9 protein-coding genes are annotated in these 16,384 nt (G+C 65.3%); all 9 read left to right on the top strand.

Going from position 1 to position 16,384, the window contains the following annotated elements; translation table 11 throughout:
- Positions 1–521 precede the first annotated feature (521 nt).
- The 9 genes from DQG17_RS16645 to DQG17_RS16605 all read left to right on the top strand — a co-directional run bounded on the left by DQG17_RS16645 (position 522) and on the right by DQG17_RS16605 (position 16,379).
- A complete protein-coding gene (locus tag DQG17_RS16645; RefSeq protein WP_116134007.1) occupies positions 522–1,868 on the top strand; it encodes an ABC transporter substrate-binding protein in 1,347 nt (448 codons plus the stop codon).
- A gap of 91 nt (positions 1,869–1,959) precedes the next feature.
- Positions 1,960–3,222, top strand: coding sequence for a carbohydrate ABC transporter permease (locus tag DQG17_RS16640; RefSeq protein WP_116134006.1), 1,263 nt, complete (start codon positions 1,960–1,962; stop codon positions 3,220–3,222).
- 64 nt (positions 3,223–3,286) lie between these two features.
- Positions 3,287–4,501, top strand: a complete 1,215-nt coding sequence (locus tag DQG17_RS16635; RefSeq protein WP_116134005.1) for a carbohydrate ABC transporter permease — start codon at positions 3,287–3,289, stop codon at positions 4,499–4,501.
- 4 nt (positions 4,502–4,505) lie between these two features.
- The gene (locus tag DQG17_RS16630; protein ID WP_116134004.1) at positions 4,506–5,762 is read left to right on the top strand and encodes a hypothetical protein; all 1,257 of its coding nucleotides are present in this window, start codon (positions 4,506–4,508) and stop codon (positions 5,760–5,762) included.
- The gene (locus tag DQG17_RS16625) at positions 5,762–6,814 is read left to right on the top strand and encodes an ABC transporter ATP-binding protein (protein ID WP_116134003.1); all 1,053 of its coding nucleotides are present in this window, start codon (positions 5,762–5,764) and stop codon (positions 6,812–6,814) included. The genes DQG17_RS16630 and DQG17_RS16625 overlap by 1 nt, the downstream gene beginning before the upstream one ends.
- Before the next feature lie 215 nt (positions 6,815–7,029).
- Positions 7,030–8,508: a hypothetical protein gene (locus DQG17_RS16620; RefSeq protein WP_116134002.1), complete on the top strand. Its 1,479-nt coding sequence runs from the start codon at positions 7,030–7,032 to the stop codon at positions 8,506–8,508.
- A gap of 54 nt (positions 8,509–8,562) precedes the next feature.
- Positions 8,563–8,802 carry a hypothetical protein gene (locus DQG17_RS16615; RefSeq protein ID WP_116134001.1) on the top strand — a complete coding sequence of 80 codons (240 nt, stop codon included), beginning with the start codon at positions 8,563–8,565 and terminating at the stop codon, positions 8,800–8,802.
- Between the two features lie 34 nt (positions 8,803–8,836).
- Complete coding sequence (locus DQG17_RS16610; protein WP_116134000.1) at positions 8,837–9,844, top strand: hypothetical protein; 1,008 nt, start codon at positions 8,837–8,839, stop codon at positions 9,842–9,844.
- A gap of 22 nt (positions 9,845–9,866) precedes the next feature.
- Positions 9,867–16,379, top strand: coding sequence for an ATP-binding protein (locus tag DQG17_RS16605; protein ID WP_116133999.1), 6,513 nt, complete (start codon positions 9,867–9,869; stop codon positions 16,377–16,379).
- The last annotated feature ends 5 nt before the right edge of the window (positions 16,380–16,384 follow it).

Raw genomic sequence — 16,384 nt, 5'->3', positions numbered from 1 at the left:
CCTCCTCTTCAATGACCAGATTGAGAGATCGGTAGGGAGCGCGCGGCCGGTCGGTCAAGCAAGATCGCGGGCGAGGGAAAACAACGTTGCGTGCGCGGTCCGTGCGCCAACCGAGGCGGCGGCAGAGCAGGGGCGCATTTATTGGCGTGATGACCGATTCAGGGCGGATGCGGGGGCGCTGTTCTTCCTGCCGCAGCTTTCCCCCACGTCCTTGTGCGTTTTTTGGATTTTCCGGGTTGCCCAAACCGCTTTCGTGGACTTTTCTGTGAGACAGGGAGGCGGAAGATGCCGGTATGGCCGACAGTGACAGGGCAGGTGCCTGGGCAGAGCCCGGCATACAGCCCGTGGCTCGACGCGCTAATGCCACGCCATCCGGCCGATCACACTGTGCCCGTACCGGGCACCGATGGTCGCCTTTCCCGAACCACTGATCCTGGCGCAAGCCACACCGGACCCATGCAGGCGGCAGCAGACCGCCCCGGCCGTCCGGTGAGATCCGAATACCGCAAGGGAGGAAGACGATGGGGAACCACACCCAGTGGCTGACCGGAACGGCGGTGGCGCTGCTTCTGTCGGGTATCGGCGCCAATGCCGACACGATCCGGTTCTGGACCACCGAGGAACAGCCTGAGCGCCTGGCAAGGCAGCAGCAGATGGCCGACGAATTCTCGGACAAGTTCGGGATCGAGGTCGAGGTCATCCCGGTCACGGAATCCGATCTTGGCACCCGCGCCACCGCGGCCTTTGCGGCAGGCGATCTGCCCGACGTGATCTATCACCCGCTGTCCTATGCGCTGCCCTGGGTCGAGGCGGGGATCCTTGACAGCGATGCGGCGACCGAAGTGATCGAGGATCTCGATCCCTCGACCTTCGCGGCCGGAACGCTTGCCATGGCCGCGACCGAGGATGGCTGGGCCAGCGTGCCGTCCGACGGCTGGACCCAGATGATCGTCTATCGCAAGGACCTGTTCGACGAGGCCGGACTTGCGGCCCCGAACACCTATGCCAACGTGATGGCGGCGATTGGCGAGCTGCACAATCCGCCGGAAATGTATGGCTTTGTCGCCGCGACCAAGGTGGACGAGGCCTTCATGAGCCAGGTTCTGGAGCACGTGTTCCTCGCCAACGGCGTCTCGCCGGTGGACAAGAACGGGTTTGCCCCGCTCGACGAGAAGAAGACCATCGAGGTTCTGGAGTTCTACAAGGCCGTGGCCGACGCCTCGCCCGCCGGCGAGCTTTACTGGAAGCAATCGCGCGAGCTCTATTTCGACGGCAAGGCGGCGATGGTCATCTGGTCGCCCTTCATCCTCGACGAACTTGCCGGGCTGCGCGACGATGCCCCGCCGACCATCAACGACGATCCGACGAGCCGCGAACTTGCCTCGAAAACCGGGATCGTGACCAAGCTGTCCGGACCGTCGAACCCCGAAGGCGCGGCCTATTCCAACACCAACTTCTTCGGCATTTCGGCCGATGCCGACACGGATGCGGCAATCGAGTTCGTCAAGTTCTCGATGGACGATGGCTATATGGAGACGCTGGCGATTGCGCCCGAGGGCAAGTTCCCGGTGCGCCGTGGCACCCCAGAGGAGCCGGACAAGTTCACCAAGGCCTGGTCGCAGCTTGACGTGGGGGTGGACCGAAAGGCGCCGCTGTCCGAGCTGTATTCGCCCGAGATGATCGACGAGATCGTCGGCGGGCTTGATGTGGCGCAGCGTTGGGGCGTCAAGGAGGGACAACTGGCGCTCGCTTCGAAGATGGTCAACAGCGAGGTCATCAACCGTCTGGTGCGCGACTATATCGACGGCCAGCGCGATGCGGCCGCGACGGTTGCGGCGCTGAACGAGGAACTGGCCAAGATCCAGTGATGCAGCAGGCGCCCACCCCAAGGGGCCGGGCCGGCGGCTGTGCCGGCCCCGGGACCATCGCGGGCGCCTCCCCCGACAGGTGGAAGCGGACATGACCGAAGCCATCCCTCCAAAGGGCACCGGCCCGCTCGGGCGTCGCGAGGCGCGGGTGGCCTGGGGGCTGTTGTTCCCCACGGTCTTCAGCGTCGCGATGGTCATCCTGCTGCCGCTGCTGTCGATTTTCTGGATCTCGTTCAAGCCTATCGGGCTTGCGGATCTGCGGGCGCCGGTTCCGGTGGTGCGCGAGCAGATCCGCGGTCGCCCCGAGGCCCCGGGCGATATCGCGACCGTGGAATACCGGCTGCGCAATTCGAGCCGCGACACGGTGATCGACGCGGTGACGCTGAGCGACCGTTGGCCGCCCGGGGTGACGGTGACGGGCGACCTGCCCGACGGCTGTTCGCTGACCGGGCCCGTCGAGGCGGGGCAGGAATTCTTCTGCAATTTTGGCACCATAGAGGGCGGCTACAACGACCGCTTCAAGATCGACGTGACGTTGGGGCAGGCGTTCTTCGATTGGGGCGGCGACCCCGAGGACAGCGAACCCGTGGTGACGGGGCGCGCCGATCACGTGCTGACCAATGGCGAGTTCACGCTGGAGAATTTTGCCCGGCTGTTCGACGGGTCGGAGTTCTGGCAGGTTTTCGGCGTGACGGTGATCTACACGGTCTTTGGCACCATCGGGGCGCTTGTCGTCGGGCTGTTCGCGGCGCTGCTGCTGAACAACGACTTCCGCGGCAAGGGGGTTCTGCGCGGGCTTTACCTGTTTCCCTACGTGGCGCCGGTGATCGCGGTGGCCTTCACCTGGGTGACGCTGTTCGACCCCACGTCGGGGTCCGCGAACGAACTGCTGATCCGGATGGGGCTGACCGAGGGAGGCATCAACTTCTTCGGCACAAGGCCTCTGGCGCTGATCATGGTGATCGTGTTCGAGGTCTGGCGCTATTTCCCGCTGTCGTTCCTGTTCATCCTGGCGCGGCTGCAATCGATCGACGCCGACATGTACGAGGCTGCCGACATGGACGGTGCAAGCCCGTTCCAGAAATTCTGGTATCTCAGCCTGCCGATGCTGCTGGGCATCCTGTCGGTCCTGTTCCTGTTGCGCTTCATCTGGACCTTCAACAAGTTCGACGACATTTTCCTGCTGACGGGTGGCAGCGCCGGGACGCGGACGCTGACCGTTGACGTCTATGAGCAGGCCTTTGCGATCTCGAACATCGGGGCGGGGGCGGCGGTTGCCGTGGTCGTGTTCTGCTGCCTGCTGGTGTTCTCGATCTTCTTCTTCAGGTTCATCAGTCGGGAGGAAGGTCTGTGAGCCATCGAGAGCAGAGTGTGAGCCTCCGGCCGTCTTCTTACCACTCAGAAACCTTGGGGGCGTGATGGGGTCGTTGCGACAGGGGCGTGTGGTCGGGCCGGTCGTCGGGGTGCTGTGGTTGCTGGTCGTAGCGACGGCCGTTGCGGTTGCAATGTCCTTTGCCACCGGCGCCGGGTTCCGCCCCGGATTGGTCGGCTCGGTACTGATCGGCGTGGGGGTCGGTGCGGCAGCGCCCGTCTTGCGCAAAGGCTGGGCGCTGGTGCTTTTGGCAGCGGCCGCAGCGCTTGTGCTCGGCCTTGCAGGGCTCGGGCCGGTGCGGGCGGATCCCGAGGTGACGTTGATGCAGAGGGTCGCCGCCGCGGCGCTGCTTGGGGCCGGGGCCGGGCTGCCGATTTCGGCGATGCTGCGTGGCATGCCTGCGGGCGCAATGACACGGCACGAGTTCGAAGAGGTGGTGATCCGGTTTCTGACCGGCTTCGGATACCTGTTCTTCACCGCCATCGTGGTGATCCCGTTCTACGTGATGGTCATGACCTCGCTGAAGTCGCAGCAGGCGCTGATGCAGAACCCGCTCGATTTCTCGATCGATCTTGGCCGCGGCACGGATCTGTTCCGCAGCTATCGCGAGCTGTTTCAGGAATTCCACTTCGGCCGCTACCTCACGACCTCCTTCGTCATTTCGGTGCTGACCGTGGCGATCACGCTGCTGGTCTCGGTGCCCGGCGCCTATGCGGTGGCGCGGCTGCGGTTTCGCGGCCGCACCGCGCTGTCCCGCTCGATCCTGCTGATCTACATGGTGCCGATGATCGTGGTCGCGCTGCCGATCTATATCGCGTTTTCCATGACCGGGCTGCGCAATTCGCTGTTCGGGCTGGTCCTGATCTATCCGGTCACGACGATCCCGGTCTCGCTCTACATGCTTCAGGGCTATTTCCGCGGTCTTCCGGCCGAGGTCGAGGAGGCGGGGCTGATGGACGGGCTGACCCGTCTGCAGGTGATCTGGAAGATCACCCTGCCGCTGTCGCTGCCGGCGCTGGCCTCGGTCTCGCTCTATGTCTTCATGATCGCCTGGAACGAGTTCCTGCTGGCCTTCATGCTGCTCGACGATCCGTCGAAATTCACGCTGACACGGGGGGTGGCGATGCTGAATTCCTCGGAAGTGCCGCGCCAGCATCTGATGGCCGGTGCCGTGATCGCGACGCTGCCGATCATGGCGCTGTTCCTCGGCCTCGAGAAATTCATGACCCGCGGGCTGACCGCCGGTGCGGTGAAAGGATAGCGCGGTGCACCACGAGACACTCGATCAGGCGGCGCGGGGGATCCTGCGCGACAACGATCGCGGGCGCTATACCGTGCCGACGGCGATGCTCTATCCCTTCCAGTGGAACTGGGACAGCGCCTTTGCGGCCTGGGGATTTTCGCGCTTCGATGTCGAGCGCGCCTGGACCGAGCTTGAGACGCTGATGGCGGCGCAATGGCCGAATGGCATGGTGCCGCACATGATCTTTCACGAACCGGCGCCGGGGTATTTCCCCGGACCCGAGGTCTGGGGGGTCGGGAACCAGCCGCCAACCTCGGGGATCACCCAGCCGCCGGTGGTCGCGACCATGGCGCGCGCGGTGCTGATGGCAGATCCGGATCGTGGCAGGCCGCGGATCGCGGGGCTGTTCGACGGGCTGCTGCGCTGGCACCGCTGGTTCATGGATGCGCGGGTCGAACGCGGCATGGTGGCCGTCACCCACCCCTGGGAGACCGGCCGCGACAACGCGCCCGATTGGGACCTTGCAATGCAGGCGGTCGATACCTCGGGCGTTGGCAGCTATCAGCGGCGCGACCTGCAACAGGTCGACGCGGGCCAGCGGCCGAAAAAGGCGGAATACGACCGGTATCTGGCCATGGTGGGCTTTGGCCGGGACTGCGGCTGGGACGAGGCCACGATCCGCGACCGCGGGCCGTTCCGGGTGGCCGATGTCGGCATGAGCTTCATCCTGCTGCGCGCCTGCCGGGATCTTGCCGTGCTGGCGCAGGAGGTTGGCAAGCCGACCCGCGAGATCGAGGATTGGATCCGCGCGCTGACAGAGGGCGCGGAGGGCCACTGGAATCCCGACGGCGGCTATTACGATTCGGTCGATCTGCGCAGCGGGGCGTTCACCGGGTCACTCTCCAACGCGTCGTTTCTGAACTGGTACGCCGGGATCGAAAACCCCGGCATGCTGGCGCATCTGCACCGGATCGCGGACGAGGTGCGTTTCATGCTTCCCTCGCTCGACCCCGCGCATCCCGAATTCGATCCGCTGCGTTATTGGCGCGGGCCGGTCTGGGCGATCCTGAACGCGCTCGCGGGGCTCGGGCTCGCCGAGATGGGCCACGGGGCCGAGGCCGCACGTTTGCGCCGCGATGCGCAGGCGCTGATCGCCGCCTCGGGCTTTGCCGAATATTTCAGTCCGCGCGACGGCACGCCCGCAGGCGGCGGGCATTTCACCTGGACGGCGGCGGTGTGGCTGGCATGGGCGTCGCCGCAGGCAGAAGGGAGGTTCTGATGGGGGCGATCACGCTCAAGGCGGTCGAAAAGTGGTTCGGCAACGTGCAGGTCATCAAGGGGGTGGACCTCGAGATCGGCGACGGCGAATTCGTGATCTTCGTCGGGCCGTCGGGCTGCGGCAAGTCCACGCTGTTGCGGATGATCGGCGGGCTCGAAGAAACCTCGCGTGGCCAGATCCTGATCGACGGGCGCGACGTGACCGCCGAGCCGCCGGCGAAGCGCGGCTTGACCATGGTGTTCCAGTCCTATGCGCTTTATCCGCATATGTCAGTGGCCGAGAACATGGGGTTCAGCCTGAAGACCGCCGGCGCGCCGAAATCTGAGATCGAGGCCAAGGTGTCCGAGGCGGCCCGCGTGCTGAAACTTGAACCCTACATGGAGCGCCGGCCCAAGGATCTTTCGGGCGGGCAGCGGCAGCGGGTGGCAATCGGCCGGTCGATCGTGCGCGATCCGACGGCGTTCCTGTTCGACGAGCCGCTCAGCAATCTTGACGCGGCCCTTCGGGTCGAGATGCGATACGAGATCGCCAAGCTGCATCAGGCGCTGTCGACGACGATGATCTATGTCACCCACGATCAGGTCGAGGCGATGACGCTCGCCGACCGGATCGTGGTGCTGGAGGCGGGCCGGATCGCCCAGATTGGCAGCCCGAAGGAACTGTACGAACGCCCGGGCAACCTGTTCGTGGCGCAGTTCATCGGCTCGCCCAAGATGAACGTTCTGCCCTGCACGACCGGGGAGGGGCAGTTCCGCTTGCCGGGCGGGCGGGGCGGGGCCTATCCCTTCGCAACGCCCGCGGATTTCATCGGGGTGCGGCCCGAACACATCGTCCTCGGTGCCGAGGGCGAGGGCGCCTTTGACGGCACGGTCGATGTGGTCGAATACCTCGGCGCCGACACATATCTCATTATCGACGGCGGCGACCTGGGGCAGGTTACGGTTCGGGCGCCAAGCGAGGCGGGACTGCGTCCGGGCCATCGCATCGGTCTGATCCTTGACCCGAAATGGCAGCTTTTCTTTACGGCAGAGGGACTTGCCGTGACCGGTTGAGTGCGGCCTCGGGCATTCGGTATTTTCCCGTCAGAAAGCCGGTAATATACCGTAGAGTATAAGAAAATTTGTTGCGATGTGATACGAACTCGGGAATTGTTCGGGCAGGAGTGCGACCGGCCTGGATACCAGCGGGCCCAAAGCGTTCCGGTCGAGTGAGACGGTTTCCAGATTGCCCCGGATAGACGAAATCGGACAGGACAGGAATTTTGCCCGTGCAGATCGCCCGAATTTCCGCCTTCATCGCCTGCGCGACAGCCGCCCTTCCCGCCCTCGCGCAAGCACAGGGGGCGGGGGCTGCCTGTGATCCGGCCGACCAGCTTGTCTGCACCTGCAAGCAGGCGGGCTATACCTTTCAGGATCCGCAATGGGCGGCCTGTTTCATCGGCGACGTGAACTTTCCCACGGTGACCCAGGTCGATCCGCTGTCCTCACGGGCCTTCGTGGCGCTGAACTGGCCGGTTTCCAAGGCAACGGACGGCAAGGTCATCGTCAGTACGCCGGATTTCACCGCGCCGCGACAGGGCGACTGGACCACGGTCTGGGACACCTGGAAAAGCACGGCGTCGATCTTCCGCCCCGGCAAGCCACCGCTTCCATGGGACAGCACCGAGCATCCGCTGCCCGCGGCCTGCAGCGAGATCGATGCAAAGGCTGCCATGGCCGCCGTTCCCTTTGCCGATAAGATCCCGAACGATATCGAACCGCGACTGCTCAGCACCTATGTCAATCCCGATGGCGACGCGCTGCTCGATGCCGCGGGCCAACCGGTGCGCTACGAGTCGCTGTTCAACCGTCAGGCCTATGACTACACGGTCGCGCACGGGCTTTGGGATGCCGTCCAGCTCGAGTCCTATCTGAAAGCGCAGGGCAAGCTCGATCTGCCCTCCGGCACCTGGGGATCGAACCCGAACGACCCGCCGGTGCGCGGCGCCATCATCGCCAAGGCCGCGTGGAAAATCCTCGATGCGAAGGACGATCCCGAACGGTTTCACAAGTCCTGGGCCTATGTCACCCCGGTCATCGACGACGGCCGCAGCAGCCACGACTGCGCGCTGGTGCCGGTCGGGCTGGTCGGGATGCATCTGGTCTACAAGACGGCGACAATGCCCGACTGGGCCTGGGGCACCTTCGAGCATGTCGATGCCGCGCCGCTCTGGTCGCAGATCGGTGCGACCGGGCAGGGCCATTTCCAGGACGGCAAGCCGGTGCCCGACTGGATCTTCTATGATGTCGATCAGGCAGTATCGCGCGGTCCGAACTGGCCGCCGAAGACCGCGCTGGAAAAGATCCCCTCGCTTGTCGTTCAGAACTATCCGCCGGGCTATTATTTCGGGCCCGTTTCTCCCGGTGGCGCCGCCAGCAGTGGCAACGACCCCTGTCCGCCCTCCAACCAGGAATTCAGCTGCATCAACATCCGCATGCACATGGCGCTCGAGGGATCGGTGTTCGAGAATTATCACCTGAAGGGGACGCAATGGAAGCAATACGGCCCCTCGGGCGTGGGCGTCCCGGTGCCCGAGATCCTCGGCAATACCGTGATCGAGACCTTCACCCAGAATGAGTCGAACTGTCTGCAGTGTCATGCCCTGGCCCGGCCGGACTGGACCGGTGCAAAGCGCGGCATGCTCGATTTCATCTTTGCCTTTGACCAGTACGTGCTGCAACGCAGTGCGGCCGTTCAGGGGAACTAGCGAGAGCGGGGCAGACCCCCGAAACCATTTTCCAACCGGCAGAAAGGACAAACCATGCCGACTGCAAAGGGTACGCCCGAGTATTATGCGACCATGGCCACGGCCAAGCTTTTCGACAACGACGCATTGCGCGGCGAATTCATGAACATCTATCTTCAGGATCCGGCCTCGGCGGGCCAGTTTCTGACCGACAAGGTGGGCATCCCCACCGATGTGGCGACCGCCATTGTCAGCAAGAGCGGCAAGGAGCTGAGCGACTTCGTCGGCGACAACATCTGCAAGTACCTCTGGTGAGCCATGATGATCGCGGGGGCGGCGTGAGCGGGCAATGATCTGTCCGGCGCGTGCCGTCCCTGCGGCCATTGCGGCGCTTGGTCCGGCGCTTTTGTCTTCGGCTTGCGGGCGGGGTCTGGCGCGGTTTGCATCCCTGCTGCCCGATGCCGCCACCGGGCATGTCTTCGAGCTTCGGCTCGATGGTCCGGCGGGCGCTGCCGATTATTCGGTGGCGCTGTTGCCCGGCCACGGGATCGAAAGGATGCGCCAGCAGGCGCTGGCCCGGCCCGATCTGCTGGGTCAGACCGCATCCCTTTTGACTGCCAGCGCCATGCCACCGGCGGCCGCGGGTGTACTCTGGCTGGAATTCGATCTCGATAGCGACGGTTCGGCCGGGCTGCCGAGTTTTTTTGTGGCGCCTGCCACGGGGCCGGTCGATGCCGATGGCACGGTTGCGCTGGCACGAGGACTGGCCGAGGCTCTGGGGCGCGACATGCCGCAGGCCGCGTTCGAGCGTCTGCTTGCGCAATTGCCGGACGGGGCGCATCTGCGCCAGATCGGCATCATGGCAGGTCGGAACGAGCGCGGTCCTGCCTCGCTGCGGCTGGTGATCGAAGGGCTGGCCGCGGCCGCCATCCCGAGCCTTCTGAACAGGGTCGCGTGGCCCGGTGCCGCCGCGCGCGCGCGCAGCCTTGCCGCCACGGCGGCGAGTCTGGCGCAGGATGGGCCGGTGCGGCTCGACCTCGATCTCGGGCAGGCGCTGCTTCCCGGCCTCGGGATCGAGATCCCGGCCGTATCGCGCAGAGAGATGACCGATCTCGTCGCGGGTCTTGCCGGCGCAGGAATGGCCTCGCCCGCCAAGGCCGCGGCACTCGGCCAGCTTGCGCCCCGCCGCACGATCGGGGAACTGGATGGGGCGACATTCCCGACCCTGCTCGATTTCGGGTTGAACCATGTGAAACTGGCTGTTGCTCGCGACGGCGTTGGCCCGGATATTGCAAAGGCCTATTTCTCGCTGGTTGCGACTCCGAATTTCGCGGCCGCCGGGACAATGCGGCACTGAACGCCACAAACCGGGCTGAAACATGACCGTTCAATCGGGACGACGCGACGGGGTTCGCGGGCCCATTACTGCCGACGCCGGATTCGCCGACACGCCCGCGCTGGTGTGGTATGGCCGCACCGTCACGCCCGAACAGGCGGCGCGGGGGGCCACGCGGCTGAAACAGGTGCTCGGCGATCTGCCGGGGCTGATTGTCCGGCCACTGGCATTCGAGGTCGATGCCGACGCGGCGAGCCTGTTCATGCAACAGCCGGTGGGGATCGACCTCGGGCGACTGGTGCAGCCCGGCCCGGTGCGCGTTGACCACTTTCTGGAGATCTCGGTGCAGATGGCCAATGCGGTGCAGGCGGTCCACGCGCTTGGCATGATGCACGGCCATATCTCTCCCGCGGCCTTCCGAATCCAGCCCGAAACCCGGCGCCTGCAGCTGGCGCTGCATCCCGATTGTCTGGCGCGGCCGGCGGTGCGGCAGGGCGATGCCGACGGGCTGGAACTGGCCGACCTGTCCTATTGCGCGCCCGAACAAAGCGGGCGCACCGCGAATGTGGTCGATCTGCGCGCCGATCTCTATGCGCTTGGGGTGGTGTTCCACGAGATGCTGGCCGGCCGGCCGCCGTTTCAGGCCATCGACCGAATGGAACTGGTGCACATGCACCTGGCCGCAGCCCCCCCCGATCTTGCCCGGATGCGCCCGGACCTGCCGCCGCCACTGGCCGCGATCGTTCGCAAGCTGCTCGAAAAGGCACCCGAGGACCGCTATCAGACCGCCTATGGGCTCTGGGCGGACCTTCACAACTGCGAGGCCGCCTATCGCGTCGACCGCGAGATCCCGGGGTTCGAGCTGGGCCAGAAGGATGCGCTGGCAGCCTTCCGGATCCCCGACCGGATCTATGGCCGCGAAGCCCAGATCGCGACCGCGACCGCGGTCTTCGCGCGCGGGCTTTCCGGCAAGGCCGAGGTGGTGATGCTGCGCGGGCGCAGCGGGGCCGGCAAATCGGCGCTGGCCGAGCATCTGCGCGAGCTCGCGACCGCCTCGCACCAGGCGACGTTCCTGTCGGGCAAGTACGACGAGCTTCAGCGGCTGCCCTATCTTGCCCTTCTCGACGCGCTGCGCGAATTCGTCCTGACCCGGATCGGACGCGGCGCCATCGAGCTGGAGAAGTTCCTTGGCGAACTGCGCGAAAGGCTGGGCGAGAACCTCGCCGTGGTCGCGGACTTCCTGCCCGAACTGAAGCCGCTGGTCGGCGAGCTGTCGGCCCCGCCGGTGCAGGACCCGATGGAGCGTAACCAGCGGTTCCGGATCGCTATTCAGGGCTTCTTCGAGCTGTTGTCGAGCCAGAGCGAGCCGGTGGTTCTGTTCCTCGACGATCTGCAATGGGCCGATACGGGCTCGATCGACCTTCTGGAGGACGTGCTGGTCAGCGCGCCGCTTGAAAACCTGATCGTCCTCGGGGCCTATCGCGACAACGAGGTCGGGCTGACCCACCGGGTCAGTCGTCTGATCGCGGCGCTGGAGGAATCCCGGGTGCCGACCTGCCTTCTCGATGTTGCACAGCTGAAGGTCGAAGACACCTCGGCGATGCTTGCCGATGCGCTGCACCTTCCGGGCGACGCGGTCCGTGGTCTGGCTGAGGCGGTCCATGCCAAGACCCAGGGCAACGCCTTCCACCTGCGCCGCCTGGTGATCGCGCTTCAGGACGAGGGGGCGATCCGCTTCGATGTCGAGGCGGCGCGCTGGCGATGGGCGCTCGATGCGGTGTCGCGGCGGCTGGTCGATGCCGACGTCGCCGCGCTGATGACCGACCGGTTCGAACGGCTTTCGGTCGGTGCATTGCGCACACTTCCCCATGCCGCCGTCCTTGGCACGACCTTCTCGGTCCAGTCCTTGGGGATCTTGATGGAGCGGCCGGGCAAGGAGCTTGAGCCTGTCCTGACCGAGGCCGCGCGCGAGGGATTCGTCGTGCGCGGCGCCGCCGACAATTCCGATCAGTGGAGCTTCAGCCACGATGTGGTGCGCGAGTCCGCCTATCAGCTGATCGACGAGGGCGAACGCAAGCGGCTGCATTATCGGATCGGCGCCCACCTGCTGCGCGACATCGCCAACCCCGACATCGACGACCGGCTGTTTCTGGCGCTCGACCAGTTCGCTGCCGGGATCGAGCTTTTGACCGAACCGTCGCTTGGCCGGCATCTGACGCGCTGCAGTCTGGCGGCTGCGCGGCGTGCCAAGGGGGTGGCGGCCTATGACATCGCGCAGCGTTATCTGACCGCTGTCTCGAACCTTCCGCCCGAGCTTGCCGGGATCGACTGGGACACCGAGCCCGAGGTTGCCCGCGCGCTCGAGCTGGAAATCATGGAGACCGAGTTCCTGCTGTCGGGCTTCGAGGTCGCGAGGCCGCATTTCGAGACCCTGATTGCCCGCCTGCCGACAGACCGCGACAGGGCCATGGTCTATCAGATCCTGGTCGGGCTGTTCACCTTCCGCTCGCAGTATCCGCAGGCGCTCGACTATGGCATCAAGGGGCTGAAGCTGTTGGGGGTCGATCTGTCGAAGCCCTATGGGCCGAAGATTGCCAAACAGCTCGCGCTGACCCAGATCGAGGTCCGGCGCCACGATGTCTTCGATTTCTCGACCCTGCCGACGATGGACAACGCGGCCTCCGAGCAGCTGATCGGGATGCTGATGATCGTCTCGACCCCGGCATTCCTGCAAAGCAAGGACCTGTTCGTGCTGATCGCGCTGCGGATGTTCCGCATCACGCTCCACGACGGGCTGACGAGCGCGGGGCTCGCCTCGATCCAGAACTATGCCATCGTCATCTACCTGGCCTTCGGCTCGGCCGAGCGGGCGCACAGGATCGGCACCAACCTGTTTCCGCTGCTCGAAACGCGCGGGATCAGCGCCCAGGTGCGCGGGCGGCTCTACTATACCTTCTCGATGGTGATCGCCTGGCATTTCCGCAAATACGGCGAGTTGCGCGAGCTGATGCGCGAGGGGGTCGGCAACAGCTGGAACGCGGCCGAACTGGAATATGTCGGGTACTTCTATTACGGCATCCTGAAATATTCCTGGATCATGTGCGTTCCGCTGAACGAACTGGTCGATCAGCTGGACGACATCGAACGCTATCAAAAGCGTCTGCACCACGAGGTGCTGGATTCGATCTGCGCTATCTATCGCCGTGCGGTCGAACGCTTGACCGGCCCTGCCTCGGCGACGATGTGGCAGCAGAGCGACAGCGCGCTGCAGGCGAGGATGCAGGGCGAGGCGTCGCTGGGAAGTTTCCTGACCACCCAGATGCTGATGACCCATATCTTTGGCGATTGGGCGGTGCTGGACGATCTGTATCAGGGGATGCGGGCCGAGGAGGGCTTCACCACACTCGGCCCGGAATTCGTCGACTATCACCTGTTGTCGGGTCTCAGCCTGACCCGCGCGCCATTGTCGGCGGTGCCGCTGTCGCGGCGCCGGCGCCGGGCGCGGATCCGCCGGCACCTCAGGACGCTGAGGCGTCTGGCCACCAAGTTCCCGGTGAACCACGGATTCCAGCACATCCTTCTGTCGGGCGAGATCGCCCGCGTCCGGGGCAGATACGAGGACGCGCTGCACCTGATCGAACGGGCCTGCCGGCTGGCCGAGTCGGACCGGATCTGGAGCTATGCCGGGATCGCCGCCGAATGCGGGGCGGCCGCGGCCGAGGCGCTGGGGGATGCCGATGCGCGCGACCGGCTGATCCTGCGCGCCCATGCCGCCTATGGCCACTGGGGCGCGGTTGCAAAGCAGCGCCAGCTCGCCGCAAGCCATCGGACGCTCTTTGCCGATTCCGCCGTCGCGCTGCCTAGCCGGTCCGCCGACGGACTCGACCTGTCGACAATCATCAAGGCCAGCCAGGCGATCCTTGAGATTTCCGATCTCGACACGCTGCTGGAACGGCTTTTGCACATTGCGATGGAAAACGCCGGCGCCGATTCCGGGGCGCTGTATCTTGCACAGGAGAACGCGCTGCGGCTGGCGGCCGAGGCGCGGATCGTCGGCTCGGAAACCGAAGTACAGGTTCACCCCGATTTCCTGGCTCTCGAGACCCTCGATCCGATGGAATATCCGGTCGAGATCGTGACCCGGGTTGCGGCGACCTCGGCGACCGAGATCACGGCCGATGCCCTGCGGGATCACCGGTTCGACGCGCTGAAATACGTTCGCAACAAGGGGCTGAAATCGGTGATGTGCCTGCCGGTCGCCAGCTCCGGTTCCTTGAAGGCGGTGCTTTACCTCGAGAACTCGCTCGCACGGGGCGTCTTCACGCAAGGACGGGGCGAGATCGTGGCGACCATCGTCAGCCTTGCGGCGGTCTCGCTCAGCAACGCGATGCTGTTTGCCCGCCAGCAGGAAGCGCTCGAAACCCAGAAGCGGGCGAGTGGCGAACTGGTTCGGATCAACCGGCTGAAGGACGAATTCCTTGCCAACACCAGCCACGAGTTGCGCACGCCGCTGAACGGCATCATCGGTCTGGCGGAATCGATGATCGACGGGGCGGCGGGCCCGCTTTCGGGGGCGGCGTCACAGACGCTCGATCTGATCGCGGGGTCGGCAAAGCGGCTTTCGGGATTGGTGAATGACATCCTCGATTTCTCGCGGCTGCGCGACGGCGAGTTCGAGCTTGAGGTGCGGCCGGTCGATCTGCACGCGCTGGTCGAGGTTGTATTGTCGCTGATTGCCGCGCGCGACATGGCCGAGCCTGCAAAACTGGTCAACGCGGTTCCAAAGGAGAATGCGCTGGTGCTGGCCGACGAGGACCGGCTGCAGCAGATCCTGCTGAACCTCGTCGACAACGCCAGCAAGTTCGCCGCCGGCGGCACCGTGCGGGTCGAGGCCGAAGCCGAGGCCGGGACCGGGCAGGTCGCGATCAGCGTCGTCGACGACGGCGAAGGGATCCCGCTGGAGGCTCACGAGCGGATCTTTCGCAGCTTCGAGCAGGCCGATGCCTCGACCCAGAGGCTCCATGGCGGCGTCGGGCTGGGGCTTGCCATCACCCGCAGTCTGGTCGAACTGCACGGCAGCAAGATCTCGGTCCGCTCTGTGCCGGGGCAGGGCGCGCGCTTTACCTTCTCGCTGCCCGCTACCAGCGACAGCAAGGCCCTGCGTGCCGGCCCGACGGTCGCGCGGCTGCGCACGCCGGCGCCGACGCCATTGCTGCCCGTCGTGCAGGAACCGGAGCTGTTCGATGCCGCCGGAATCGTCAGCCTGCCACTTTCCGGCCGCGGTCCCTGGGCCCAGCCGAAGGGTGGCGCAACCCAGTATCGCGCGCTCGTCGTCGACGACGATCTGGTGAACCTGCAGGTGCTGCAGAACTTCATGCAGCTTGAATCCTTCGGGGTCGTCCAGGCCAGGAACGGCGAGGAATCGCTCAGGATCCTGTCGGAAGGCTATGAACCCGACATTGTTATCCTCGATGTGATGATGCCGCGCATGTCGGGTTACGAGGTCTGCCGGACGATCCGTCGGACCCACCCGGCCGCGCGTCTGCCGGTTATCCTTCTGACCGCCAAGAACCAGGTCGAGGATCTGCGGGCGGGGTTCGATGCAGGTGCCACCGATTATCTGACCAAGCCGTTTTCGCGCGACGAGCTGTCGGCGCGGATGCGGACCCATATCGACCTGGCGCGGATCTCGACCGCCTACGAGCGCTTTGTGCCGAACGAGTTCCTGAAATTCCTCGACCGCCAGTCCATTCTCGACATTGCGCTTGGCGACAACGTGGCGCGTACCATGACGGTCATGTTCACCGACATCCGCGGTTTCACGACGCTGGCCGAGGAGCTGACGGCCCCGGAGAGCTTCGAGTTTCTCAGCGCCTATTTCTCGCGCATGGGGCCGATCGTGCAGAACAGCGGCGGCGTCGTCAGCCAGTATCTGGGCGACGGCATGATGGCGCTGTTTCCCGGCAGCGCCGAGGATGCGGTCCATTCGGCAGTCGAGATCCAGCGCGAACTGAGGCGGTTCAATCTCGACCGGCACGCATCGGGGCGGCGGCCGATCGGGACCGGGATCGGGTTGCACCGCGGCGATCTGATCGTCGGGGTTCTTGGCGACGAATTCCGCCGCACCAGCAACGTGGTCTCGGACACGGTGAACCTGACCGCACGGCTCGAGGGGCTGACCGCCCAGTTCGGGATCGGCATCGCGGCCTCGGAACAGACGATTATCGGCCTGCCCGACCCCGAGCGCTTCCCGCATCGCCGGCTCGGGACTGTGCGCGTGCTGGGCAAGCAGCACCCCGTCGACGTGTTCGAGATTTTTGCCTGGGAAAGCACCAAAGTGCAGGAGTTGAAGCTCGCCACGCGCGAGCTGTTCGAACACGGGGTGCGACGGTTGCAGGCAGGCGATCTGACGGTCGCGACCAACACGTTTTCGCAGGTTGTCCAGCAGAATCCCGACGATGTCGTGGGCCGCCGGATGGCGGCGCGCTGCGTCGAACTGGCCGATGGCGGGTTGTCGGCAACCTGGGACGGGATCGAGGTGATGACCCGCAAGTGACCGGC

Source organism: Tropicimonas sp. IMCC34043, assembly GCF_003390845.1.
Taxonomy (GTDB): Bacteria; Pseudomonadota; Alphaproteobacteria; order Rhodobacterales; family Rhodobacteraceae; genus Tropicimonas.
Note: the sequence above shows the minus strand (reverse complement) of the source record. Positions and strands in the feature narration are given on the sequence as shown.